We start from the raw sequence: 24,738 nt of genomic DNA on the forward strand, positions 1-24,738 counted from the left end.
TTTAAATTGTTAAAGAGCTTAACTTCTTAAGCGTTCCTTTTAAGTAAGGAGCCTCTCGAAGTGGACGGCCATTCTAGCGAATTAACATTCAGTGTCAAACACTTTTTGAAAATTAATTTTTTGTCGCTTTCCGTCTTACTGATTCTTGCTGAAGCCTTGTGGCGTCTGCCGTCTCAGTGGTGTCGCATTATAGGGAACCCTCTCAGCTTAGCAACTACTTTTTCATAAAAAATGAATAAATAGGGGTTAACTGCCTAATAGTTCACCTAAACGTAAAAAAGAGAGCATTTCTGCTCTCTTTTTACTCAAAATCTAAAGGTATTGTTAGATAAATGCGTAAGCATCAGCGTACATATGAGCACGCTTTGCTTCTTTATTCTGAGTAAATAGGTCTCTTGCAGCACCCGCCATTTCAAAACGACCTGCAATATAGATATCAAAATCAGCTAATGATTCGAAACTTTGCGTGATAGCCTCAAGCACATTACCTGTTTGACCGTGCCACACTTCCGGTGCTTCTTCTACTACTGGTACAAAATGTACGTTGCTATGCTTTTCTGCAATGCCAACCAGCTCTTCTTTCGCATATAACTGGCACTCATCTTTCGCGCCCCAATATAGGTAGATCTCTTTCGAGCTATTTTGCGCGATGCAATGATCCAGAATAGAACGCACGTAACTGAAACCAGTACCACCAGCAATCAATAATAGAGGGCGATCGCTTTCTTCTTTAATCCAAGCATCTCCGTGTGGAGCATCAATAGCAATATCGCCATTTTCAGCTTGTGCCTTCTTCATCGCTTCAACCACTTCTAGTGCGTAAGCATTGTGCTCAGCAGCGCCTATGTGTAGTTCAAGTTCACCTTCGTGACGGCAAGGGCTACTTGCGATAGAGAATGGGCGCTTATCTTTCTCGCCCATTTCAACCATCAGATACTGACCCGCTTTAAAAGCGACGGGTGTTTCTGGGTGAAGTAGGATTTGGTAAGTATTACAAGCCAAAGGCTCGATAGACTTCACTTTACATTTAATAGTCATGTTCTTCCTCTTACTAACCCTTAATCGGCAAAGGTTAGAACTAAATTACTTTCTGCAAATGCTTGGCAAGCAAAAATCCAGCCTTGTTGCTGCTCTTTCTCTGTGAGCATGGGTTCAAGGTGGTAACTCACTTGCCCTTCTAATTTTTTGCACATACACATTGCGCATGCGCCAACTTGGCAACGGTTTGGGAAATAGATATCGCTGTTGAGCGCAGCATCCAAGACCGTTTGCCCTTTTTCTACGGTGAAACTGATGTTTTCTGGGTATAAGACTACTTGGTAGCTCATGAAATTCCTAGCTGTTCCCAGATGCTATCAATCTTTTTGACGACATCAGGATCTTTTGTGATTGGTACACCCCACTCACGAAGGCATTCACCTTCCCACTTATTGGTCGCATCGAGACCCATTTTGGAGTGTCCATTTTCATTCTGTAGGAATAACGTATCTCTCTCCGGATCCATTCTTGTCGTTACCGCCCAAATAATGTCATTCCAATCACTCACGTTGACATCGCCGTCACACACGATAACAAACTTGTTTTCATCAAATTGAGACCAAACTGCTTCCATGATTTTCTTACCATTACCTGTAGCTTGCTTATCAATAGACACCACAACCATACTGGCGTTGTCGTTCTGTAGGTGAATATCAATAATTTCAGGGTGAGCCTTAGTTAACTCAGCCAAGCTACCCTCTATATGTTCACTATTTGTAGGTGCTGATTGAATATCTGGAGATAGCGCTAACTCTGCATCCCACTTCTTAGTGATATCTAGGCCCATCTTAGAACCTAACCCAACCACGGGCGATGCGAAATCCAATGAATCGATCGGCGTGTTCTCTATCATCAAGCTATCGCGTGACGGATCCATATGTTCGCACATCGCTGCGGTTACTTGAGACCAATCGCGTGCATTGACATCTTCATCGCACACCAATACAAATTTGGTGTACATGAATTGGCGTAAGAAAGACCATACACCCATCATCACTCGCTTGGCGTGACCTGGGTATTGCTTCTTCATGGTCACGACTGCCATTCGGTACGAACAACCTTCAGGCGGTAGATAAAAATCTTCAATCTCTGGGAACTGCTTTTGAAGAATAGGCACAAACACTTCATTTAGTGCAACACCCAATACCGCAGGCTCATCAGGTGGACGGCCAGTATAGGTGCTGTGATAGATAGGGTTTTCGCGCATAGTTACATGAGTAATAGTAAACACATGGTGCTTTTCTTTCTCGTTGTAGTAACCAGTATGGTCTCCGTAAGGCCCTTCATCCGCAAATTCATTCGGGTCGATGTAACCTTCCATCACGATTTCCGCACTTGCAGGAACCTCTAAGTCGTTGCTGATTGATTTAACGACCTCAGTTTTACTACCACGTAGTAAGCCTGCAAACGCGTACTCAGATAAAGTATCCGGCACTGGCGTAACCGCACCAAGAATGGTGGCAGGGTCGGCACCAAATGCTACCGATACCGGAAATGGTTTACCTGGGTTGGTTTCTATCCAATCGCGTAGATCCAGCGCGCCACCACGGTGGGCTAACCAACGCATGATGATTTTGTTCTTACCGATCTTCTGCTGACGATAGATACCTAAGTTTTGGCGTTTCTTGTTCGGACCACGAGTAACCGTTAATCCCCACGTTAGCAATGGCGCGACATCGTCAGCCCAACAGCTCATCACGGGGATTTTATCTAAGTCGACGTCATCGCGTTGCCATACCACTTGTTGGCAAGCCGCTTTGCGAAGGCGTTTAGCTGGCATGTTTAAGACTTGCTTAAACACAGGCAGTTTATCAAGAGCGTCTTTAAAGCCTTTTGGTGGCTCTGGTTCTTTTAGGTAAGCAAGCAACTTACCCACTTCGCGCAGTTCTTTGACTTCCTGACGCCCCATACCAATAGCAACCCGATTAGGTGTACCAAATAGATTAGTCAAAACAGGCATGTCATAGCCTACTGGATTTTCAAACAAAAGAGCCGGGCCACCAGCACGTAGAGTACGGTCGCTAATCTCGGTCATTTCATAGTCTGGATCGACTGGGTGAGAAATGCGTTTCAACTGACCAATACTTTCAAGATGGTCGATAAAATCACGTAAATCTTTAAAACTCATAGGACTTCTACATGCTGATTATTCTGCGCTCAGTATATCAAAAAGGGTGACACTGAGATCCCCCTTTTTAGTGTGGTTATTGAGAGGCAAAATCCACTTTACGGTAATGCTTGCTCGATCAAAGAGCTCTTCACCTGAGGGTTATCATTGACGAGATCTTGCAACCATCGCGTATGACCTTGTTTGGCGAGTTCACGCGCGACTAATGGGGCTTCATCGGCAATCGCCATCCTAGAGACAAGAAACTGCTTCACCTCTTCTGATAACGGGTTAACCTTAGTGAGCAAGGTAATCGCTTCATCTTTCAAACGCGGATTTTTAGTCGCAGCCATTACTTGTTCTAACGCGAACGCTTGTTTGGTGTCAGCAAGGCGAACTAGCTCAGCTTGGCTATGATAATCGGCCTTCATTCGCCATAAAATCTTATAGGCCTCTGGATCTTCGCTCACTTGCGCTAATCGAACCACCACCTCAGTGGAAGGTAACCAGCTAACAATAGAAGATGCGGTGAGTTGCTTAGTTAGATAACCAACCGCTTCAGGAGACAAACTATCTAGCTCTCTAATGAGCAGCGCTTCTCGCGTTTGAACTTGATGTTCAGATCCAGATAACCACTCTTTTAAGTCGAGGTCCTGCTTCTCTGCATCTAGCACAAACACCAGTGTCTTCTGATCTTGACGCCACTGCTTGATGAGACGATTAGCAATTGAAGGATAATTAAAGGCAGGTACCGTAAACTCGTAACCATCTCCACGCTCTAATACTTGATAAGTGGGCGTGATAGCGAGTTGCTGCTCGATGAAGATAGACATCTTGGGTGTGAGTACGATTTTTTGCTGTTCAAGCTTCTTCAAGAGTTGGTAACGAGCCACCTCTTGCTGGGGAAATGTCAGGCGCTCAAGCGCAAAGCGTAGTGAATTGACTTCGTCACGTACGACAAGCTCGATTAGTTCAGCAGTTTTCAGTTTTACTTGATCATTCTCAAGCCAAGACTCTACTGTAAGTGGAGACATCTCGGTGGCATAACTCATACCAACCGGTGAAAATAACAGTGAAGTAGACAAGAGTAATGATGACAACAGTCCATGTTGCATTTTAACTTCCTTGTAACACTTTTGCTCATTCTGCAAGCTACCGCTACAAAATGCAAATAAAAAGCGCCACCCGAGGGCAGCGCTTATTAAATAACGATCAGCTAATCAATATTACTGACGACGCATTGCGTCAAAGAACTCATCGTTCGTTTTGGTCATTGCTAGCTTGTCGATAAGGAATTCCATTGCATCGATTTCGCCCATTGGGTGAACAATCTTACGCAGGATCCACATCTTCTGTAGTTCATCGTTCTTGGTAAGAAGCTCTTCACGACGAGTACCAGAACGATTGAAGTCGATAGCTGGGAATACGCGCTTTTCAGCAATCTTACGGTTAAGGTGCAGTTCCATGTTACCTGTACCTTTGAATTCTTCGTAGATAACTTCATCCATCTTAGAACCAGTATCAACCAGTGCTGTTGCGATGATCGTTAAGCTACCGCCTTCTTCTACGTTACGTGCCGCACCGAAGAAACGCTTTGGACGATGTAGAGCATTCGCGTCAACACCACCAGTAAGAACTTTACCTGATGAAGGGATCACAGTGTTGTAAGCACGAGCTAGACGAGTAATAGAATCCAGTAGGATAACTACGTCTTTCTTGTGTTCAACAAGGCGTTTCGCTTTCTCGATAACCATTTCTGCAACTTGTACGTGGCGAGATGCTGGCTCATCGAATGTTGAAGCAACTACTTCGCCTTTAACTAGACGCTGCATTTCCGTTACTTCTTCTGGACGCTCATCGATAAGCAGAACCATTAGTTCACACTCAGGGTGGTTACGAGCAATGCTTTGAGCAATGTTTTGCAGAAGCATTGTCTTACCCGCTTTAGGCGGAGCAACAATCAGACCACGCTGACCTTTACCAATCGGAGATGCAAGGTCAAGAATACGAGCCGTAATATCTTCAGTTGCGCCATTACCCGCTTCCATCACCATACGTTCGTTGGCGTGAAGAGGAGTAAGGTTTTCGAAAAGAATCTTGTTACGAGCGTTGTCTGGCTTGTCGTAGTTAACCGTGTTTACTTTAAGCAGTGCAAAGTAACGTTCGCCATCTTTAGGTGGACGGATTTTACCGCCAATAGAGTCACCTGTGCGAAGGTTAAAACGACGAATTTGGCTTGGAGATACGTAGATATCATCTGGGCCAGCCAGGTATGAACTGTCGGCGCTACGTAGGAAACCAAAACCGTCTTGAAGAATTTCTAGAACACCATCACCAAAGATGTCTTCACCACTTTTTGCATGCGCTTTAAGGATGGAGAAGATAATGTCTTGTTTTCTTAGGCGAGCTTGATTTTCAAGACCTAAGCTTTCGCTAAGTTTAACAAGCTCAGACACAGGTCTGTTCTTCAGTTCAGTAAGATTCATAGTGGTGGAAGTTTGTTTAGTCAAAATAGGATCTGTTTTCTTAAGTTAAGAAGGATTTGGTCACAGGATCGACCAAGAAGAGAAATTCGTTCAATTAACGTGCGATAAATTAGCACTAAAACTAAGACTAGTCCATAGCTTAGAAAAAACAAAACCGCGCATTTGTTAACTGCACGGTTTCTTTTCAAATGCTGACCTGATTAAAGGTTAGCGTCTAAGAACTCTTTAAGTTGAGTTTTAGATAATGCACCAACTTTAGTCGCTGCTACGCCGCCATCTTTGAAAAGAAGTAGCGTTGGAATGCCGCGAATACCAAATTTTGGTGGAGTACCAGCATTTTGGTCGATATTTAATTTACCGATTGTGAGCTTGCCTTCGTACTCGTCTGCGATTTCGTCAAGAATCGGCGCAATCATTTTACATGGACCACACCATTCTGCCCAAAAATCAACAAGAACAGGGCCTGCAGCGTTGATTACATCGTTATCAAAACCGTCATCAGTTAGCTGCAAAATCTTATCACTCATCTTCCACTCCAATGTGTTTTTTAGAACTGGTTGGATGATAACCAGTAAATAGATGCCCTATTGGAATGTATTTACTTTCGTATTGCAAGCTTAAGCTGATATTCTATAGCAATGAAAAAGACGCATATCACAGAGCAAAAGTTCGCCGACTTGGATTTACTTCCGCAAGTCATTGAAGGATTGGAGAAAAAAGGGTTCGATTATTGTACCCCTATCCAAGCCTTGGCGCTCCCGGTACTGCTCACCGGCCAAGACATTGCAGGCCAGGCCCAAACGGGTACTGGTAAAACGCTTGCGTTTCTTACTGCTACTTTTAACCACCTGCTAAAAACACCTGAGCATGAAGGGCGTAAGCCTAACCAGCCACGTGCGATTATTATGGCACCAACGCGTGAACTCGCGATTCAGATCTACAACGATGCTGACTCTCTGGTTGAAAGCACAGGTATCAAGGCAGCACTTGCTTACGGTGGCGAAAGCTACGACAAGCAACTAGGTAAGATCGAAGAAGGCGCAGATATCTTAATTGGTACGACTGGCCGCATCATCGATTTCTACAAGCAAAAGGTATTTAACCTTAACCACATTCAAGCTGTTGTTCTTGACGAAGCCGATCGCATGTTCGATCTTGGTTTCATCAAAGACATCCGCTTCTTGTTCCGCCGTATGCCTGAGCCAAAAGATCGCCTGAACATGCTGTTCTCTGCGACATTGTCTTACCGCGTACAAGAACTAGCGTTCGAACACATGCACAACCCAGAGCATGTTGTTGTTGAGCCAGAGCGTAAAACAGGTCACCGTATTCAGGAAGAGCTATTCTACCCATCAAACGAACACAAAATGGCACTGCTACAGACGCTAGTTGAAGAAGAATGGCCAGAGCGCGCTATCATCTTCGCTAACACTAAACACAAGTGTGAGTCTGTTTGGGGTCACCTAGCTGCAGATGGTCACCGCGTTGGCCTGCTAACTGGCGATGTTCCTCAAAAGAAACGTGAAAAGATTCTTGAGCAATTCACTAAAGGTGATGTTGACCTGCTTGTCGCAACCGACGTTGCAGCACGTGGCCTACACATTCCTCAAGTAACACACGTATTCAACTTCGACCTACCAGACGACTGTGAAGATTACGTTCACCGTATCGGCCGTACAGGTCGTGCTGGCGCAAGTGGTCACTCGATCAGCTTTGCTTGTGAAGATTACGCAATCAACTTGCCACCAATCGAAGAATACATTGAGCACGCTATCCCTGTGTCTGACTACGACTCTTCTGCACTACTAGAAGATCTACCAGCACCATTGCGCTTACGCACACGTAACCCGCAACAGCGCCGTTCAAACAACAATGGCCCACGCAACGGTAACCGTAAGCCAAACCAAAACCGTCGCCCACGCCAACCGCGTCATAACAAGGAAGCTTAGTCGCTTATGAGTCAAACAGTGTCACCCCCGCTTTACGCTGCAATCGACCTCGGGTCGAACAGTTTTCATATGCTCGTTGTGCGTCATATCGATGGCAGCGTACAAACCATGGCTAAAATTAAGCGCAAAGTGCGTTTAGCTGCAGGCTTAGATGAAAATAATGCGCTTAGTACTGAAGCCATGCAGCGCGGTTGGGACTGTTTGAGTCTCTTTGCAGAGCGACTGCAAGATATTCCGAAAGAAAATATCCGCATTGTCGGTACAGCGACCCTACGTACCGCTATCAATGTGGATATCTTTCTAAAGAAAGCGAACCAGATCCTTGGTTACGACATCAATGTTATCTCTGGTGAAGAAGAAGCTGCGACTATCTATAAAGGCGTAGCGCACACTTCTGGTGGCAGCGGCCGCCGACTGGTTGTTGATATTGGTGGCGCAAGCACCGAGATGATCATTGGTGAAGGCTTCTCAGCGAAAGCACTAACCAGCCTAAAGATGGGCTGTGTTACTTGGCTTGAGCGCCACTTTAAAGATCGCCAATTAACCGCAACTAACTTTAACAACGCCATTGAAGCGGCGAAGTCGACGTTAGCTCCTATCCTCGATAGCTACACTGATATCGGATGGGATGTGTGTGTGGGTGCCAGTGGTACTGTTCAGGCACTGCAAGAAATCATGTTGGCTCAAGGCATGGATGAAGTAATTACTCATGCCAAACTTAAGCGCCTACAAAAACAAGCCATGATTACTGAGCGCTTGGAAGAGCTAGAAATCGAAGGACTGACTCTTGAACGCGCATTAGTGTTCCCGAGTGGCCTTTCTATTCTTATTGCTATTTTTGAGTTGCTTGAAATAGATTCAATGACACTCGCAGGCGGTGCACTCCGTGAAGGCCTAGCCTACGAGATGGTTGATGAGCTGCGCCAAGAAGACATCCGTGCACGTACCATCAAGAGTGTTCAATCGCGCTATCAAATGGACGTAAGCTACGGTGAACAAGTTGCTGTAGTTGCACAAACGCTGTTAGATCAAGCGGGCGCCGAAGCGTGGGTTTCAGAACCTCAAGCTGGTGTCCTACTGCAAACTGCAGCTAAGCTTCATGAGATTGGTTTAACCATCGATTTCAAAAAAGGCGGCGAGCACAGCGCTTACCTACTGCAGAACTTAGACCTACCAGGCTTTACTCGAGCGCAAAAGCACTACTTGGGTGAGTTAACTCGTCGCTACCGCGAGCAGTTAACCTCATTGCCAGAGCAGCACGCAATCTCAGGAACGAGTAGCAAACGTATCTTACGTATTCTGCGTTTGGCTATTTTGTTGACTCACCGTCGTAATCCAGCGCTAGAACCTGAGTTCAAGCTGACGACGGATGATAACAATCTAACTTTAACGCTTTCTAAGCAATGGTTAGCAGATAACCCGCTTACTGCTGCAGAACTAGATATCGAGTCGAATAGACAAACCGATATTGGCTGGCCACTGAATATTGAATGCCTCTGATATTAATATCTGACGCTAGACATTAAAAAAGCCCAAGTTAGTAGACTAACTTGGGCTTTTTCTTATCTTGGCATTAATGCGTTTCTAACCTGAATCCTTAAACGTTCACGCCTGTCGCTTTAAAGTCTGGGTTTACCGCCGTCAGCTTTTTAACGATGTAGTTCAAAAGCACGCCGTACATCGGAACGAATAAACCTAAGCTGATGATAAGTTTGAAGCCGTAATCAACCAGTGCAATCTCAGTCCAGTGTTCAGCCATGAATGGATCTGGGCTTTGGTAGAAAGCAATCGCAAAGAAAGCGATGGTATCAATCGCATTACCGAACAACGTTGAACACGTTGGGGCAACCCACCACTGTTTAAGCTGACGTAAGCGGTTGAAAACATGCACATCCAAAATCTGACCAAGCAGGTAAGCCATGAAGCTCGCCGCGGCGATACGTGCAACAAACAGGTTGAACTCGCCTAGTTGGTTAAACCCTTGGAATGAACCTTCAAAGAACACCACTGACAAAAAGTAAGAAACTGCCAGTGCAGGTAGCATCACTAAGAAAATGATTTTACGAGCAAGCTGCGCACCAAAAATGCGTACAGTCAGATCAGTCGCTAGGAAGATAAACGGGAAAGTGAAAGCACCCCAAGTGGTGTGCATACCGAAAACGGTAAAAGGTAGCTGAACCAGATAGTTGCTTGACGCAATGATGACTAAATGGAACAAAACTAATAGTGCTAGGGCTTTGCGCTGTTGCGCAGGGGTAAAGTTACTCATGCTGTACCTTTTTAGTTTGGTTTGGGGGTGAGGGAACCCAAATCGAGTCATTTCTTCGAATAAACTAAGAAAGCTCTTACCAATAATGTGAATTTAAAATGTTTCTAAAATTTGCTCTATCGAGCGGCGGGCGATTATACATTAATCAATATTGGCTGCAATGGTGAGAACAGACGCAAACGTTTATTCTCACTTTTATTGGTGAGCGAAGTTAAAAACCGCGTTTGAAAAGCGTCGCGAGATAATCAAACTCTTCTCTGCTTTCTTCAGCGTTTAGCGACTCAAACCAGATTGATTCACTGTAATGCTCAGACTTTAAGAACATCCGACAATCTTCAAAATCAATCAACCAAGAGTGCATGTCAGCGTCCCATTGTTTTTCAACCACAGAAGCAGATAACAATGCCACTAGCTTTTCACCTAATACTTCATAAGAATCAAAATCAAAACTTGGAGACGTAATCAATAAACGTCCTTCCTCAGCCAAATACTCTCTTAAGCCAAATTCTGTTGGTGTCGTCATGTCCCTATCAACCTTATTCTTGTTCTATGATCCAATCGCTTTTATAAACTATGACTTATCTGAAAACGATCCTGAAAATTAGCCGTGTGTCGTGATGTGTTCTTGAATCAAATCTAAGAATGGGTCTGCGTACTTATCGAGTTTACGCTGACCAACACCGTTAACCGCCAGCATCTCACCGTATGAGGTAGGCAGTACTTCAGCCATATCAATCAAGGTCGCATCACTGAATACCACATAAGGTGGCAAACCATCTTCATCAGCAATCGACTTACGCAGCTTACGCAGTTTGGCAAACAACTTCTTATCGTAATTCTTGCTGCTGAGTTTATCGGACTTAGCATTACGCACCGCCGTATCCAAACGAGGCACCGCCAATTCCAAAGACATCTCACCACGCAGTAGCGGACGCGCTTCTTCTGTTAACTGTAAAGTCGAATTACGGGTGATGTTCTGGAACAACAAACCTTTATGGATTAACTGACGGAAGATACTGATCCAGTAATCATGGCTGTGGTCGCGGCCAATGCCATAGGTAGAGAGCTTGTCATGACCATTATCGCGGACACGGATGTTCTGCATACCGCGCATCACTTCAACCACATAGCCCATACCGAACGACTGATTCACACGGTACACACAAGACAATGCCTTCTGCGCTTCTTGGGTCGCATCAAAATGCTTGGGTGGATCGAGGCAGATATCGCAGTTGCCACATTGCTTCTCACGATATTCACCAAAGTAGTTAAGCAGAACCTGACGACGACAGGTTTGTGCTTCAGCAAAGGCACTCATCGCGTTTAGCTTGTGCATCTCAACTTGTTTTTGTGGGCCTTCTTCCTTCTCATCCAGCATACGACGTAGCCAACCCATATCAGCCGGATCAAACAACATCATAGCTTCAGCAGGCAAGCCATCACGACCCGCACGGCCTGTCTCTTGATAGTAAGATTCAATGTTGCGCGGGATATCAAAGTGCACCACAAAGCGCACATTGGGTTTGTTGATACCCATACCGAAAGCTACAGTCGCGACAACGATCTGAATATCATCACGTTGGAAGGCTTCTTGAACGTAAGCACGCTCATCGGTGTCCATACCAGCGTGATAACCCGCGGCGCGAATACCGTTGTTGCACAGCTTCTCAGTCACCATCTCCACTTTCTTACGGCTACCACAATAGATAATGCCGCAATTGCCTTTCTGTGTTTCTAAGTAGCGAACCACCTGTGACACGGGCTTATGCTTCTCGACGAGGTTGTAGCGAATGTTAGGACGGTCGAAGCTGCCCAAGTAGGTATGTGGATCCACCAGCTGCAGACGCGAAATAATGTCTTTACGTGTTGCATCATCAGCGGTTGCCGTCAGCGCCATATAAGGCACATGCGGGAAATATTGCTTAAGTTGACCTAATGATGCGTATTCCGGGCGGAAGTCATGTCCCCATTGAGAGATACAGTGCGCCTCGTCTACCGCAATCATCGAAAGCGGTAAACCTTGCAGACGCTCGATAAAGTCACGCATCAACACACGCTCTGGTGATACGTAAACCATCTTCAATTGGCCTGAATTCATACGATTGAACACATTCAGCAACTGGTCACGGGGCATGGAAGAGTTAATACACTCAGCTGCAACACCATTGGCCTTCAGTTGGTCGACTTGGTCTTTCATCAGCGAGATCAGCGGTGAGATAACCAGAGTCAGACCTTCACGAACCAAGGCGGGGATTTGGTAACACAGTGATTTACCACCACCGGTTGGCATTATCACCAAGCTGTCTTTGCCTTCAACGGCCAGGTCAATGACCTCTTGCTGACCATCGCGAAAGCTTTGATAGCCAAACACATCTTGTAAGATGGTTTGCGCATCATTCGCGGGAGTTGGTATTTGCTCAGCAATCAGAGTGGCGGTCATTGTGGTTCCTAATCGAGGTATGAAATCAGCAAGCATCTTCGGCAAGCAAGTCGCACATTGTAGAGGGGAACGCTGGTGAATTAAACCGCAAATTGTTAGGTGAAAAGGGTTATCGCTCCTATACTGACCAACTCTCTTATAAATCTTATTAATAAGCACTCTGTGCTAGAGAAAGATGCATGACTCCAGAAGAACAACAACGTACGCGCCAAGGTATTTTGCTTGCTGTCGGTGCTTACACCATGTGGGGTATCGCCCCTATATATTTCAAATCTTTAAGTGACGTTTCCCCGTTAGAGATCCTTAGCCACCGTGTAGTATGGTCTTTTTTCCTACTCGCTTTTTTACTACACATTGGCCGCAGCTGGCGTAAAGTTCGCGACACCTTGACATCAAAACCAAAAATGCTCTATTTGGTGGCGACCTCTACTTTAGTGGGTGCCAACTGGCTGATCTTTATCTGGGCGGTCAACTCCAATCACATGCTTGATGCCAGTTTAGGGTATTACATCAACCCGCTGATTAACGTGTTGCTCGGTATGCTCTTCCTAGGCGAACGCTTGCGTAAACTACAATGGTTTGCGGTTGCTCTGGCTGCCATTGGTGTATTAGTCCAACTGATTGCATTTGGCTCAGTGCCGATCGTCGCCATTGCCCTAGCCTTCAGCTTTGGTTTTTATGGCTTGCTACGTAAGAAAGTCAGCTTAGAAGCGCAAACAGGATTGTTCATTGAAACTCTGGTGATGCTACCTCTCGCAGCTACCTACTTACTGTTTATTGCTGATAGCCCAACTTCAGACTTATCAATAAACCCGATGCAACTCAACCTATTACTGATTGCTGCAGGTGTTATTACAACCATTCCACTGCTGTGTTTTACTGGCGCTGCAACTCGCTTGAAGCTATCGACACTCGGTTTCTTCCAGTACATAGGCCCAAGCTTGATGCTACTGCTGGCCGTGCTGATTTATGGAGAAGCATTCACCCAAGATAAAGTAGTCACCTTCGCCTTTATCTGGGGCGCGCTGCTTGTCTTTACCTTTGATGCGTATCGAGCGAATAAAAAGAGCAAAAAGCAGCTCTAACCTCAAGCGTATAATCAACCTAAACATCAAATCAGAGCTTGGTAATCACACCAAGCTCGCCCCCCTTTAGCTATAAGCCCTGCTACAGCCCACTCACAACAAATGACTCAAAGTAACTCTAAGTGACATTCACCGAATTGATCTATCCAGTAAATTCATACACATAGATAGCATTCCACTTCAACATTTTAATATGAAACACCGAGCATTTCATTGGAGTTTTCACACAGGTTCACACTCTCGGGAAGCCCTCAACTTCTGACTAGATTCACCTCCTTCTAGCAACTAATCCTTAATACACCAGAAATATAACTGGAAACCAGCTATTCATTTTCTGGGGATCACTATTTGGCTAGAGGAAATCATATGGATAACTTAACTCACCAACAGGCTTCTCGATTCTTAGACTTGGCAACCATGGGGGTTCGTCAATCGGAGTTAAATGCGTTTAAAGAACAAGACGATCGTTCTTATTGGATAGATCAACAAATTGCTAAACCCTACATGCGCCATCTTGAGCGAACTTATCATCAAGCGAACCGAAGGAATCTCACCAACCCAAATCAGGAGTGTCGTGTAGGGGCATGGTTTGACACTGCGTTATGGGACGAAGCACAACTACGTCAACGGATCGCGTTCGCGCTAAGTCAAATATTTGTAGTCAGTGAAAAAGATGCCAACCTTGCTACCGATCCAGAAGCGTTAGCAAATTACTATGATTTGCTTGCCGACAATGCCTTTGAATCATTTGCTACGCTACTTAAGCACATCACTCTCTCTCCTGCTATGGGACAGTATCTCACCATGAATGGTAATAAACCGGAAAGCGTGACCGGACAAGCGCCCGATCAGAATTACGCCAGAGAAGTCATGCAACTCTTTACCATTGGGCTTTATGAGTTAAACCAAGATGGAACTCAAGCCACTTACCCAGATGGTAGCGTTATCGAGACGTATGATGATGTCGATGTAGAAGGTGCTGCAAGAGTCTGTACCGGTTGGGATATCACCAATAACAATACGCTTGAACCCATGACTGCAGACAACTCACTGCATGACATGGATGAAAAATGGGTACTTGGTCAGTATTACCCTCCCGGCCAAACTGCTGAAGAAGATCTTGACCAATTCATTGCCCAAATCACCACCCATACCAATGTCGCGCCTTTTATTTCAATAATGCTGATTAAACAGTTAACGACCTCCAACCCAACTCAAGCGTACGTTTCTCGCGTATCCGCTGAATTTATTAATTCAGGTGGAAATTTAGGCTCGGTGATCAAAGCAATTTTAACCGACTCAGAGTTACTCAAAACTAGTGATATCAATGTCACCAAAGTCAGAGAGCCTATCCTAGCGATGACCTATCTCTATAGAGCAATGGAAGCGTACGTAGGTGGCAGCGGAGATATTGTTTATGACCCAATGAACTATAAAGAAAGCTTTAATCAGTACCCACTTGGGTCTAATTCGGTATTTAATTTTTATCAGCCGAGTCACAGCCCACAAGGCGCGCTTGCAGATGCAGGCCTAACAGCACCCGAGTTAGAGATTATTGACTGGAATCAACTTATCGACATGAACAACATTTTTTACAGAACACTCAAAGACTTTGGGCAGAACCGTGGAAATAGCAACAACAATAAAGAGCTCTATATTGCTCCTTCTGATTTAGAAGATTTAGCGAGGGCAGAAAATGAAACTGAGCTTATTCAAGCGATTAATTTACGCATTCTCAATGGACAAGCATCCCAGGAAATTACTGACCTACTATCCACTATCTATCACGGTCATGGGAACAAATATTACGCAGTACCCAAGATGCTGTTCATGGCGTTCATTTCACCCGATTTCATGGTTCAGGAGTAGATTATGTCAATTACACGCAGAAGTTTTCTCAAAGGTGCCTCAGGTACAGCCGTATCTGGGATGGTCCCACTCTCTTTATCCATCCCAGTCAGCAGCGCCTTTGCTAATGAACAAGGTGGATATAAAGCGTTAATCTGTCTTTTCTTACATGGCGGAAATGACTCGTTCAATATGATCGTGCCTACCGACGCTAACAACCAAAGTAACTACCAAACCGCGAGACCAAACATCCAACTCGCCAGCTCTGAAATCTTAGCTATTCCAAGCACAGAATCTGGGCAAGCGCTTGGCATCAACGCCAGCATGTCTAACCTTGCCAGCATGATGAGTTCAGGCCAAGCCGCAGCCATAGTTAACGTAGGACCATTAGTAGAGCCAACCAACAAATCCAACCTTTACGATGTCAGGAAGCCATCGAATCTTGGGGCCCACAATAAACAACAAGCCGCTTGGCAGTCGAGTTGGGGAGATAATGGTTACCATAGCTACGGTTGGGCAGGAATGATGATGGATGTCCTTCGCAGTGAAACAGCGATCATTTCCGACTCCATTTCATTTGCTGGAAATGAACTATTAACTGGCGCAAATTCTAAAGATATCTCAATGTCTTCTGGTGGTGTAAGAGCTATGGATGCTCTTGGGCATTCAAGTGCAATAAACAATAACTTCATCAAATTAGTTAATGCACCTTACGGTTCACCGTTCAAACAAGAGTATACAAAACGGCTGAAAGGCATATTAGATTTCCAGCAGGAAATCCAACTCGTGCTCGATTCATACCCAGAAGACGGCTCCATTCCAAGTAGCTCATTAGGCTCACAGCTAAAAATGGTCAGACGAATGATCCAAGCATCATCCGATCTCGGTCATAGCCGTCAGGTCTTTTTTGTTAATATTGGTGGATTTGATAATCACAGCAACCAACGAGGACGCCATGATGGGCTTCTTTCTACCATCGACCAAGCCGTTAGCGCTTTCCATGCCTCTCTTGCTGAACTTGGCTTGGAAGACAGTGTTGTGACATCGACCATGTCAGATTTTGGGCGAACCATAGAAAACAACAGTAAATCAGGCACCGACCATGGTTGGGGAAGTAATCAACTAGTGGTCGGTAATGCCGTCAATGGAGGTAACAGCTATGGGCGATACCCCGAATTTATCAAAGATGGTCAAGATGCTTGGGGCAATAAATTTATCCCGAGCCAATCCTCAGAACAACTTGCTGCGACCTTATGTCGTTGGATGGGGTTGAGTGAACAAGGTGTGGATGTCATTTTCCCTTCGCTTTCGCCAGCCAACAGCAATCCATTTGCTAGTCGATATCTTGGCGTTCTGGGAGACTATCATCAGGAAGGACAGGAAAACGAACTATCCATTGCCAACGTCAGTGCCACTGAAACTCGCGTCGACCATACACCGCAAATGGCCGTAGACGGAGACAGTACAACCAAGTGGACGGCGAAAGGGCAAGGTATTCAATATCTAATTGAACTTAGCACGGCAGCGAACGTCACTAAGCTTCTCTACTCTCAAGCTAAAGGGGATGTTCGACAATACCTATTTGATCTCGAAGTGAGTAGCGATGGCATCAACTTCGGTCTGGTAACCAACGTCTTGACGCCTGGAACCACAACCAATTTGGTGGAACAAGCCGTTAATAGAGCATCGGTTAAGTTTATTCGCCTCACTTGTAACGGTAATAATGGCGATGTTTCAAGCTTAGTTCTATGGAATAACTTCCAAGAACTCAAAGTGGTCGGTTATTAGTATCACGACACTTCAATAATCAGAAAAAGCTTTTATTCTCTTTCTCTTTAAAGGATCGACCCTATAAAAACTCTGTCAGAAACCACTAGTACTGATCGTTTTTTACAAGACAATCGCTGAATACGAAGATAAGCTTGGTTGAATTGATGATAATTTAACCAAGCTTTTTTATGCCATGGATAAAGTCCACTACTATTCGACACCTAGCCAAGATATCAGCCTGATCCAAGCTCAATACCAAGAGTTTGCCTTTCAGCGCCACTATCATTTGGACTTTCACATCGGTTTGATTACCCAAGGGCAGCAAAAATTCGCCTATAAAGGGACGAGCCACCATGTTGGTGCTGGCCAAGTTGTTATCATGCCACCTGATGAACTGCACGATGGCCATTCAAAGCTAGAATCTGGCTACCAAGTGAGTGTGTTTGCTGTCTCGCCGCAATGGTTGGGCGATCTTGCCGATCACAGCGGAAATGGTCACGCTTTAGGCTTCTCGGAGTTGATCCTCTCCGATCAAGCGACTTTTTTACAATTGTGCAACCTTCATGGGCTACTTATCAATCCAAACATCAGCCAACTCGCTCAAGATTGCCTACCGTTCGAAGGATTCTCGACAATAGTTGATCGTTACGCTCAGTTTGGATCGAAAACTCAGGTGCAACTTGGTACTCAGTCGGTTAACACGCTAAAAGACTATTTGATGGCAAACCTCGACCAACCGGTACGCCTAGAGCAGCTGTCTGAATTGTGCGATCTCACCACCACACAGTTTCAACGCCACTTTAAAAACAAGATGGGCATTACCCCATACGCTTGGCTGAGCCGTTTACGCATGGAGCAGAGCATGCGCCTGATTAAGTCTGGGATATGTGGTACCAAAGTCGCGCACCAAGTGGGCTTCTATGATCAAGCACACTTCTCCAAGGCGTTCAAAACCACATTCGGTGTACCACCCTCACAAATCAACTAAGTGTTGATAATTTACAATTGCTCGATTTCAAATCACGGTAAGCTACGCTCAATACGATTACTTATTTAAAAATAGCGGCAACGTTATTGAGAACTGACATGAACGAAGTCACCATACTGATCACCCTCGCCTCTATCCACTTCATCGCTTTGATGAGCCCCGGCCCAGACTTTGCGTTAGTCGTGCAAAATGCGACGCGTCACGGGCGCCAGACAGGCTTGTACATTGCGCTTGGTTTATCTTGCGGAATCTTGCTGCATTCGTTACTGAGCTTGACGGGAATCAGTTACCTAGTCCACCAGCAACCAACCATATTTGCCATTATCCAATTGGCTGGCGGTAGCTACTTGCTGTACTTAGGCTACGGTGCACTTAAAGCAACCTGGCAAATCATTCAGAACCACGACGATGACGACGATACGGTCAATTCGAAAGATCTAATTCTAACCAACAAGCGCCAAGCATTTTCGAAAGGCTTTGCGACCAATATTCTCAACCCAAAAGCATTAGTGTTCTTTATCAGCTTGATGTCGAGCCTAGTACCTGCCGACATGTCTCTATCCGGTAAAGGCTTTGCTCTGCTTATCCTATTCGGCCTTTCGCTATTCTGGTTCTCGCTACTGGCTTGGATGCTTTCAACTAAAGCACTGCAGAAAAAGCTGAGCGAAGCAACGGTATACATTGATGGCTTATGTGGCGTGGTATTCAGCCTGATTGGCCTGAGTATTCTTTGGCAGTCGTTGTCTGGTTTAATCGCTTAAATTCGAATCAAGATTACAATTCGTTAACAACATACTGGCTATCTTATCTTTCCACTGCCAATCTAGCTCTGCATATTAAAAGGAGAAGATCATGCAGTGGAAAACAAAACTAACAACCCTCGCCACTTCTACCCTACTTTTTGCCTCTCACGTCAGTTGGGCAAATCAAGCTGCCGATTCCGTCGCTCCCGAACAAAGTAGTGGTTTAGAAACCAAACAACTCGTTAAAGCCAACGACTGGATGGTCACTGCGGCTAACCCACTGGCGACCCAAGCGGGAGCCGATGTACTTGCTCGTGGTGGTAACGCGATTGACGCCATGGTTGCTGTGCAGCTTATGCTTGGCTTAGTGGAACCTCAGTCATCAGGTATTGGTGGTGGCGCGTTCCTTGTTTATTTTGATGGCAAGGACAAGCAACTCAAAACCTACGATGGCCGTGAAACCGCACCACTTGATGCAACACCACGTCTGTTCCAAGACGAAAACGGTCAACCACTTAAGTTTTATGATGCCGTAGTTGGTGGTCGTTCTGTTGCTACACCGGGTACAGTCCAACTATTGTGGGACACTCACCAGAAATACGGAAAATTAGAATGGTCATCCCTAATCAAACCTATCGCTCAACTGGCTGAGAAAGGTTTTACCATCAGTCCACGTTTAGCCACCTTGATTGAAAATGACCAAGAAAGACTAAGCCGCTTTGCCACAACCAAAGCCTACTTCTTTAATGCCGATGGCAGCCCGAAAACTGCAGGTACGCTACTTAAGAACCCAGAATACGCGGCAACGTTAAACGCTATCTCAAAAGATGGTGCTAAGGCTTTCTATCAAGGCGAAATTTCCGCTGACATCATCAATACAGTTCAAACCGCCAAAGGTAATCCTGGCGTATTGGCACAGAAAGACTTCGATGCGTATTCAATTAAGCAACGTGAACCGGTTTGTTCCGCGTATGAGAGTTACGATATATGCGGAATGGGACCACCGAGTTCAGGTGCATTAACGGTTGGGCAGATCTTAGCGATGACCGAACAGTTTGATCTTAAATCATGGGGGCCAAACGACGCGAGATCTTGGCAAGTGTTAGCGGACGCTTCTCGTCTAGCCTTTGCAGACCGTGGTATGTACATGGCAGACCAAGATTACGTTCCGATGCCAACCCAAGGGTTAGTGAATACTGACTATTTGCAGGAACGTGCCCAGTTAATTACTGCTGGAAAGGCACTAGACAGTGCACCATCAGGTACCCCACCGTGGGATCATGCCATGCTGCGCAGCAAAGATGTATCTATTGAATTGCCGTCCACCAGCCACTTCAATATTGTCGATAGCGATGGCAATGTCGTATCCATGACCACCACCATTGAGAATGCATTTGGCTCACGCCTGATGGTAAGAGGCTTCCTACTGAATAACGAACTGACCGACTTCTCATTCAAAACTCATAACGATGGCAAGCCTATCGCGAACCGATTAGAACCAGGCAAACGTCCACGCTCTTCGATGGCACCGACCATCATCATGCAAGACGATAAGCCTTACATGGCAATTGGTTCTCCGGGTGGCAGCCGTATCATAGGTTATGTGTCGCAAGCGATCATTGCCCATACCCAGTGGGACATGGATATCCAGCAAGCGATCAACCAACCGCACTTCCTAAACCGTTTCGGTACGCTAGATTTGGAAAAAGGAACATCAGCGGAAAACTTCAAACCTGAGCTAGAAAAGATGGGATTTGAGGTCAACGTTCGCGATCTTAACTCTGGTTTACACGCGATTCGCATCACAAAAGATGGTTTAGAAGGCGCTGCAGACCCTCGTCGTGAAGGTGCAGCCATTGGTCAGTAGGGAATAACCCTCCCTTTTTACTCGCTGCCTTGTGCGAGATCTCTCACAAGGCAGTGAGTAAATATCGATATTTGATGACGAAATTAGTCACCTAGATATCGTAACCAATTGAAATAAAAAGATACGTACATTTATCATTCAAATAATTATATAGAAATTCGCTTATGCACCATTGCTGATAAATAAGGAATCGGTAATATGAATGGTGTCGGAAGGATGCTGACACGGAACAGGAAACACCAAGGACTTGGTTATCTTCAGGATGAAGATTCGATTACTCAGGATGAATAATCGGCATGGATAGCGAAATGGACATTGAATGGACGCAATAGTAACTAGGATGGTTGCTACTAAGGAAAGACAATGGACACCTCCGGACGAGGAAAGGACTGAACATCAGGATGATGTAAAGGACACCGCTCAAGGAACAAGTGACGCGCTAACGAGGATTGTTGGCAGATCAGGATAAGATCAAGGACACCGCTAGGAAGGCGACGAAAGGAATACGCTGAAGGATAACAGCACACTATCATGGATTTGATGCATGGAGCACACTTAGTAGCCGGATTGCTGCGAGTAAGACTATAGACCCCGATGAGCGCAAGCTCTCGGGGTTTTTCTTTATCTGTCGTCTCACCTTTTCTTCATCTAAAACAAATAAATCAAAGACCTTTGATTACAATTCTGACATTTAAACCATTCACTTCTTAACCACTTCCGAGTAACGTAAGTCTTACTAGGCTCAACTAGTTTCATAACCATAATTAAATTAAGGACAAATTCATGTCACACGTTACCTTCAAAGGCGCTGCTGTACCGCTAACTGGCACATTCCCACAAACTGGCGAACAGGCACCAAGCTTTGCACTGACTGCAGGCGATCTTTCTGCACTGACTCTTGCTTCTCTTGCAGGCAAGAAAGTGGTTCTAAACATCTTCCCAAGCATCGACACTGCAACTTGTGCAACGAGCGTACGTACGTTCAACGCAAAAGCGGCAGAACTTGAGAACACGGTGGTTGTTTGTATTTCTGCTGACCTACCATTTGCTGCGGGTCGCTTCTGCGAACTAGAAGGCATTGAAGGCGTTCAACACGCTTCGACTTTCCGCTCTCCTACATTCGCATCAGACTACGGCGTAGCGATTGCTGAAGGCCCACTAGCAAGCCTAACAACGCGTGCAGTTGTCGTTGTGGATGAAAAAGGTGTGGTAACACACAGCGAGTTGGTTGCAGAGATCACTGAAGAACCAAACTACGAAGCGGCACTTGCAGCACTGTAAGATCCCCTCTAGTCAGTCATGTATTGTGATCGCTTAAGGCGGTACACAATAAAAAAGAGCAGCCATTGGCTGCTCTTTTTGTTTTCAATAATGAACGGTTATTAGATGCAGAAGTAATAGATTAAAGCTGCTCTAAACGCGCGTAAGCAGTTACTAACCACTTAATCCCTTCACCGTTAAACGCCACTTGAACTCGACTCTGTGGGCCACTTCCTTCGAAGTTGATGATAGTGCCTTCGCCAAACTTAGGGTGCTTCACGCGAGAACCCAAGCTAAAACCAGTTTCATTGAAGTTCTCTTTCACAGCGGTTTGACTAAAGCGACCACTGCTTGCAGGGCGACTGACTTGCGCTTTCATACGCACTTCATCCAGACAGGTTTCTGGTAGCTCACGAATAAAACGTGATGGTTTGTGGTACTTGTCCTGACCGTACAAACGACGCATTTCTGCGTAAGTGATGTAAAGCTTCTCCATCGCACGGGTCATGCCTACGTAACACAAGCGACGCTCTTCTTCTAAACGCCCCGCTTCTTCGGCCGACATCTGGCTTGGGAACATGCCTTCTTCGACACCCACCATGAATACCATTGGAAACTCTAGGCCTTTGGCACTGTGCAATGTCATTAACTGAACCGCATCGTCAAACTCATCGGCCTGACCTTCACCCGCTTCCAAAGCTGCGTGAGTTAAGAACGCCGTCAGCATGCTCATCTCATCCGCATCTTCCGGCTTTTCAAACTGGCGCGTTGCCGTTACCAATTCTTCCAAGTTCTCAATACGTGCCTTCGACTTCTCACCCTTCTCTTGCTCGTACATCGCAAACAGACCCGACGATTTGATCACGTGGTCAGTTTGTTCATGCAGACTCAGTTCTAAAGTGTCATCTTCAAGCGCATTAATCAGCTCGATAAAGCGGCTCAATGCACCCGCAGCACGACCGGGTAGCACTTGCTCTTCTATCAAAGCAACACTTGCTTCCCACATGGTTGCACCACGATCACGCGCTGCAAGACGAATCGTTTCTAACGTTTTATCACCCAAGCCACGCGTTGGCGTGTTTACCACACGCTCAAACGCCGCATCATTACCGCGATTGCTCATTAGGCGCATGTAGCTCAAGGCGTCTCTAATTTCTTGACGCTCGAAGAATCGCATGCCGCCGTAAATTCGATAAGGTAGACCAGCTTGGATCAAAGCTTCTTCAAGAACACGCGATTGTGCGTTGTTACGATATAGCATTGCCGTATCTTCTAACGCACCGCCTTTCTCCTGCCACTCTTTGATTTTGCTAACCGTGAAACGCGCTTCATCGAGCTCGTTGTATGCTGAGTACACAGAGATTGGCTCGCCATCGTTACCATCGGTCCACAACTCTTTACCCATACGTTCAGTGTTGTTCGAGATAAGCTCGTTCGACGCCTGCAGAATGGTTTTGGTTGAACGGTAGTTTTGTTCGAGTCGAACCGTTGAAGCACCTGGGAATTCATCCAAGAACTTCTGAATATTTTCGATTTTAGCGCCGCGCCAGCCATAGATAGATTGGTCATCATCACCCACGATCATCACACGGCAATCCGGGCCTGCCATCATACGTAACCAAGCGTATTGGATGTTGTTGGTATCTTGAAATTCGTCGACAAGAATGTGCTTGAAACGAGCTTGGTAGTGCTCGCGGATGTGTTTCTTATCGCGCAATAGTTCATGCGATCTCAACAAGATCTCAGCAAAGTCGACCAAGCCAGCACGATCACATGCCTCTTGGTAAGCAGAGTAAATCTTTAACCACGTTTGAGTTATTGGATCATGGTAGGCGTCAATGTGACTTGGGCGCAGCCCTTCGTCTTTCTTGCCATTGATCCACCAAGAAGCTTGCTTGGCAGGCCACTGCTTTTCATCAAGGTTTTGCGCCTTGATTAAGCGACGTAGTAAGCGAATCTGATCATCTGAGTCAATGATCTGGAAGTCTTCTGGCAGTTTTGCATCTAGGTAGTGAGCACGAAGAATACGATGACAGATACCGTGGAAGGTGCCGTTCCACATACCTGACGAGCTGCCCATCATCAACTCTTCAATACGACCACGCATCTCTGCTGCCGCTTTGTTGGTGAAGGTAACCGACATAATAGAGAACGGTGATGCTTGCTCTACACTTTGCAACCAAGCGATACGATGCACCAACACTCGCGTTTTACCACTGCCAGCACCTGCCAGAATAAGTAGGTTTTCTAAAGGTGCCGCGACCGCCTCACGTTGTTTATCGTTTAGGCCATCGAGTAAAAGCGAAGGATCTATCATTGGATATGCTCACTACTGGGTATTTATACATAAAAGTTGATTATAACCTAAACACTAGGCTGCGTTTAGGATAATAAGAAGAAAAAACCATCAAAAATTAACATCATTAATTCAACAACTTAAAAGATAAAACATCATTAATATTGATATTTTTTATAATGCCGTGAAATTATTTCCCGGTTGTTCCTATCCTTTTTAGTAAGCAAGTTAACAAGCCATTAACCTGCGATGTGAAAATACTATTAAGTCCTAGAGGGAATGACTATGAAAAATTCTAATCTTGCTGTTACAGCTGCAATCACAAGTGTACTAGCGTTCGGCGGTGCAGTTCTTACATCAGCACCTGCGGAAGCAGCAGCAAAAGAAAAATGCTACGGCGTGGCAAAAGCTGGCCAAAATGATTGTGCAACCAAAACAAGCTCATGTGCGGGTACAGCAAAAGAAGACAACCAATCCGATGCATTCGTGGTCGTACCTAAAGGGCTATGTGGCAAATTATCAGGTGGTAGCACTCAATCTTCTTAATTGAGCAGCTTAGTATGGTGGGCTGACATACAGCTCACCTCCACTT

20 protein-coding genes are annotated in these 24,738 nt (G+C 45.5%); 10 read left to right on the forward strand and 10 right to left on the reverse strand.

The window, feature by feature from the left end:
• Positions 1–324: 324 nt before the first annotated feature.
• The 6 genes from fre to trxA all read right to left on the reverse strand — a co-directional run bounded on the left by fre (position 325) and on the right by trxA (position 6,158).
• On the reverse strand, positions 325–1,038 hold the full coding sequence (gene fre, locus BCV39_RS11530; RefSeq protein ID WP_048661170.1) for an NAD(P)H-flavin reductase: 714 nt from the start codon (positions 1,036–1,038) through the stop codon (positions 325–327).
• Between the two features lie 20 nt (positions 1,039–1,058).
• Entirely contained in the window at positions 1,059–1,328 is a 270-nt protein-coding gene (locus BCV39_RS11535) for a 2Fe-2S iron-sulfur cluster-binding protein (RefSeq protein WP_008224727.1), read from the reverse strand.
• Entirely contained in the window at positions 1,325–3,166 is a 1,842-nt protein-coding gene (gene ubiD / locus BCV39_RS11540) for a 4-hydroxy-3-polyprenylbenzoate decarboxylase (protein ID WP_102433037.1), read from the reverse strand. Before ubiD ends, BCV39_RS11535 begins: the two co-directional genes overlap by 4 nt.
• A 98-nt stretch (positions 3,167–3,264) precedes the next feature.
• Positions 3,265–4,260 (reverse strand): hypothetical protein, encoded by a 996-nt coding sequence (locus BCV39_RS11545; RefSeq protein ID WP_102433036.1) that lies wholly within the window; start codon positions 4,258–4,260, stop codon positions 3,265–3,267.
• Between the two features lie 111 nt (positions 4,261–4,371).
• Positions 4,372–5,631, reverse strand: coding sequence for a transcription termination factor Rho (rho, locus tag BCV39_RS11550; RefSeq protein WP_017062978.1), 1,260 nt, complete (start codon positions 5,629–5,631; stop codon positions 4,372–4,374).
• Between the two features lie 200 nt (positions 5,632–5,831).
• Positions 5,832–6,158 (reverse strand): thioredoxin TrxA, encoded by a 327-nt coding sequence (gene trxA, locus BCV39_RS11555; RefSeq protein ID WP_010440700.1) that lies wholly within the window; start codon positions 6,156–6,158, stop codon positions 5,832–5,834.
• Positions 6,159–6,269: 111 nt separating this feature from the next.
• Between trxA and rhlB the strand changes: the two genes are divergently transcribed.
• A complete protein-coding gene (rhlB, locus tag BCV39_RS11560) occupies positions 6,270–7,580 on the forward strand; it encodes an ATP-dependent RNA helicase RhlB (protein ID WP_019820068.1) in 1,311 nt (436 codons plus the stop codon).
• 6 nt (positions 7,581–7,586) lie between these two features.
• Complete coding sequence (gppA, locus tag BCV39_RS11565) at positions 7,587–9,080, forward strand: guanosine-5'-triphosphate,3'-diphosphate diphosphatase (protein ID WP_102433035.1); 1,494 nt, start codon at positions 7,587–7,589, stop codon at positions 9,078–9,080.
• Between the two features lie 97 nt (positions 9,081–9,177).
• On the opposite strand, the gene BCV39_RS11570 is transcribed toward gppA, so the two are convergent.
• The 3 genes from BCV39_RS11570 to recQ form a co-directional block, all read right to left on the reverse strand.
• Entirely contained in the window at positions 9,178–9,849 is a 672-nt protein-coding gene (locus BCV39_RS11570; protein WP_055319880.1) for a 7-cyano-7-deazaguanine/7-aminomethyl-7-deazaguanine transporter, read from the reverse strand.
• Positions 9,850–10,060: 211 nt separating this feature from the next.
• Positions 10,061–10,372, reverse strand: coding sequence for a DUF3630 family protein (locus BCV39_RS11575; RefSeq protein ID WP_009848192.1), 312 nt, complete (start codon positions 10,370–10,372; stop codon positions 10,061–10,063).
• A 78-nt stretch (positions 10,373–10,450) separates the two neighbouring features.
• A complete protein-coding gene (gene recQ, locus BCV39_RS11580) occupies positions 10,451–12,289 on the reverse strand; it encodes an ATP-dependent DNA helicase RecQ (RefSeq protein ID WP_055319881.1) in 1,839 nt (612 codons plus the stop codon).
• Positions 12,290–12,468: 179 nt separating this feature from the next.
• Here recQ and rarD point away from each other — a divergent pair, with 179 nt between their 5' ends.
• The 7 genes from rarD to tpx all read left to right on the forward strand — a co-directional run bounded on the left by rarD (position 12,469) and on the right by tpx (position 21,871).
• Positions 12,469–13,374: an EamA family transporter RarD gene (gene rarD, locus BCV39_RS11585; RefSeq protein ID WP_102433034.1), complete on the forward strand. Its 906-nt coding sequence runs from the start codon at positions 12,469–12,471 to the stop codon at positions 13,372–13,374.
• A 366-nt stretch (positions 13,375–13,740) separates the two neighbouring features.
• Entirely contained in the window at positions 13,741–15,243 is a 1,503-nt protein-coding gene (locus BCV39_RS11590; RefSeq protein ID WP_102433033.1) for a DUF1800 family protein, read from the forward strand.
• Between the two features lie 3 nt (positions 15,244–15,246).
• A complete protein-coding gene (locus BCV39_RS11595; protein ID WP_102433032.1) occupies positions 15,247–17,010 on the forward strand; it encodes a DUF1501 domain-containing protein in 1,764 nt (587 codons plus the stop codon).
• 175 nt (positions 17,011–17,185) lie between these two features.
• Positions 17,186–17,980: an AraC family transcriptional regulator gene (locus BCV39_RS11600; protein ID WP_102433031.1), complete on the forward strand. Its 795-nt coding sequence runs from the start codon at positions 17,186–17,188 to the stop codon at positions 17,978–17,980.
• Positions 17,981–18,078: 98 nt separating this feature from the next.
• Positions 18,079–18,741: a LysE family translocator gene (locus tag BCV39_RS11605; RefSeq protein WP_048662855.1), complete on the forward strand. Its 663-nt coding sequence runs from the start codon at positions 18,079–18,081 to the stop codon at positions 18,739–18,741.
• 91 nt (positions 18,742–18,832) lie between these two features.
• Positions 18,833–20,590, forward strand: a complete 1,758-nt coding sequence (gene ggt / locus BCV39_RS11610; RefSeq protein ID WP_102433030.1) for a gamma-glutamyltransferase — start codon at positions 18,833–18,835, stop codon at positions 20,588–20,590.
• 783 nt (positions 20,591–21,373) lie between these two features.
• Positions 21,374–21,871, forward strand: a complete 498-nt coding sequence (gene tpx / locus BCV39_RS11620; protein ID WP_017069608.1) for a thiol peroxidase — start codon at positions 21,374–21,376, stop codon at positions 21,869–21,871.
• A gap of 121 nt (positions 21,872–21,992) precedes the next feature.
• Here tpx and uvrD read toward each other — a convergent pair whose 3' ends face one another.
• The gene (uvrD, locus tag BCV39_RS11625; RefSeq protein ID WP_102433029.1) at positions 21,993–24,167 is read right to left on the reverse strand and encodes a DNA helicase II; all 2,175 of its coding nucleotides are present in this window, start codon (positions 24,165–24,167) and stop codon (positions 21,993–21,995) included.
• A 264-nt stretch (positions 24,168–24,431) separates the two neighbouring features.
• Here uvrD and BCV39_RS11630 point away from each other — a divergent pair, with 264 nt between their 5' ends.
• Positions 24,432–24,692, forward strand: coding sequence for a DUF2282 domain-containing protein (locus BCV39_RS11630; protein WP_060983713.1), 261 nt, complete (start codon positions 24,432–24,434; stop codon positions 24,690–24,692).
• The last annotated feature ends 46 nt before the right edge of the window (positions 24,693–24,738 follow it).

Origin of the sequence: Vibrio sp. 10N.286.55.E10, from assembly GCF_002872555.1 — a bacterium.
GTDB lineage: Bacteria > Pseudomonadota > Gammaproteobacteria > Enterobacterales > Vibrionaceae > Vibrio > Vibrio crassostreae.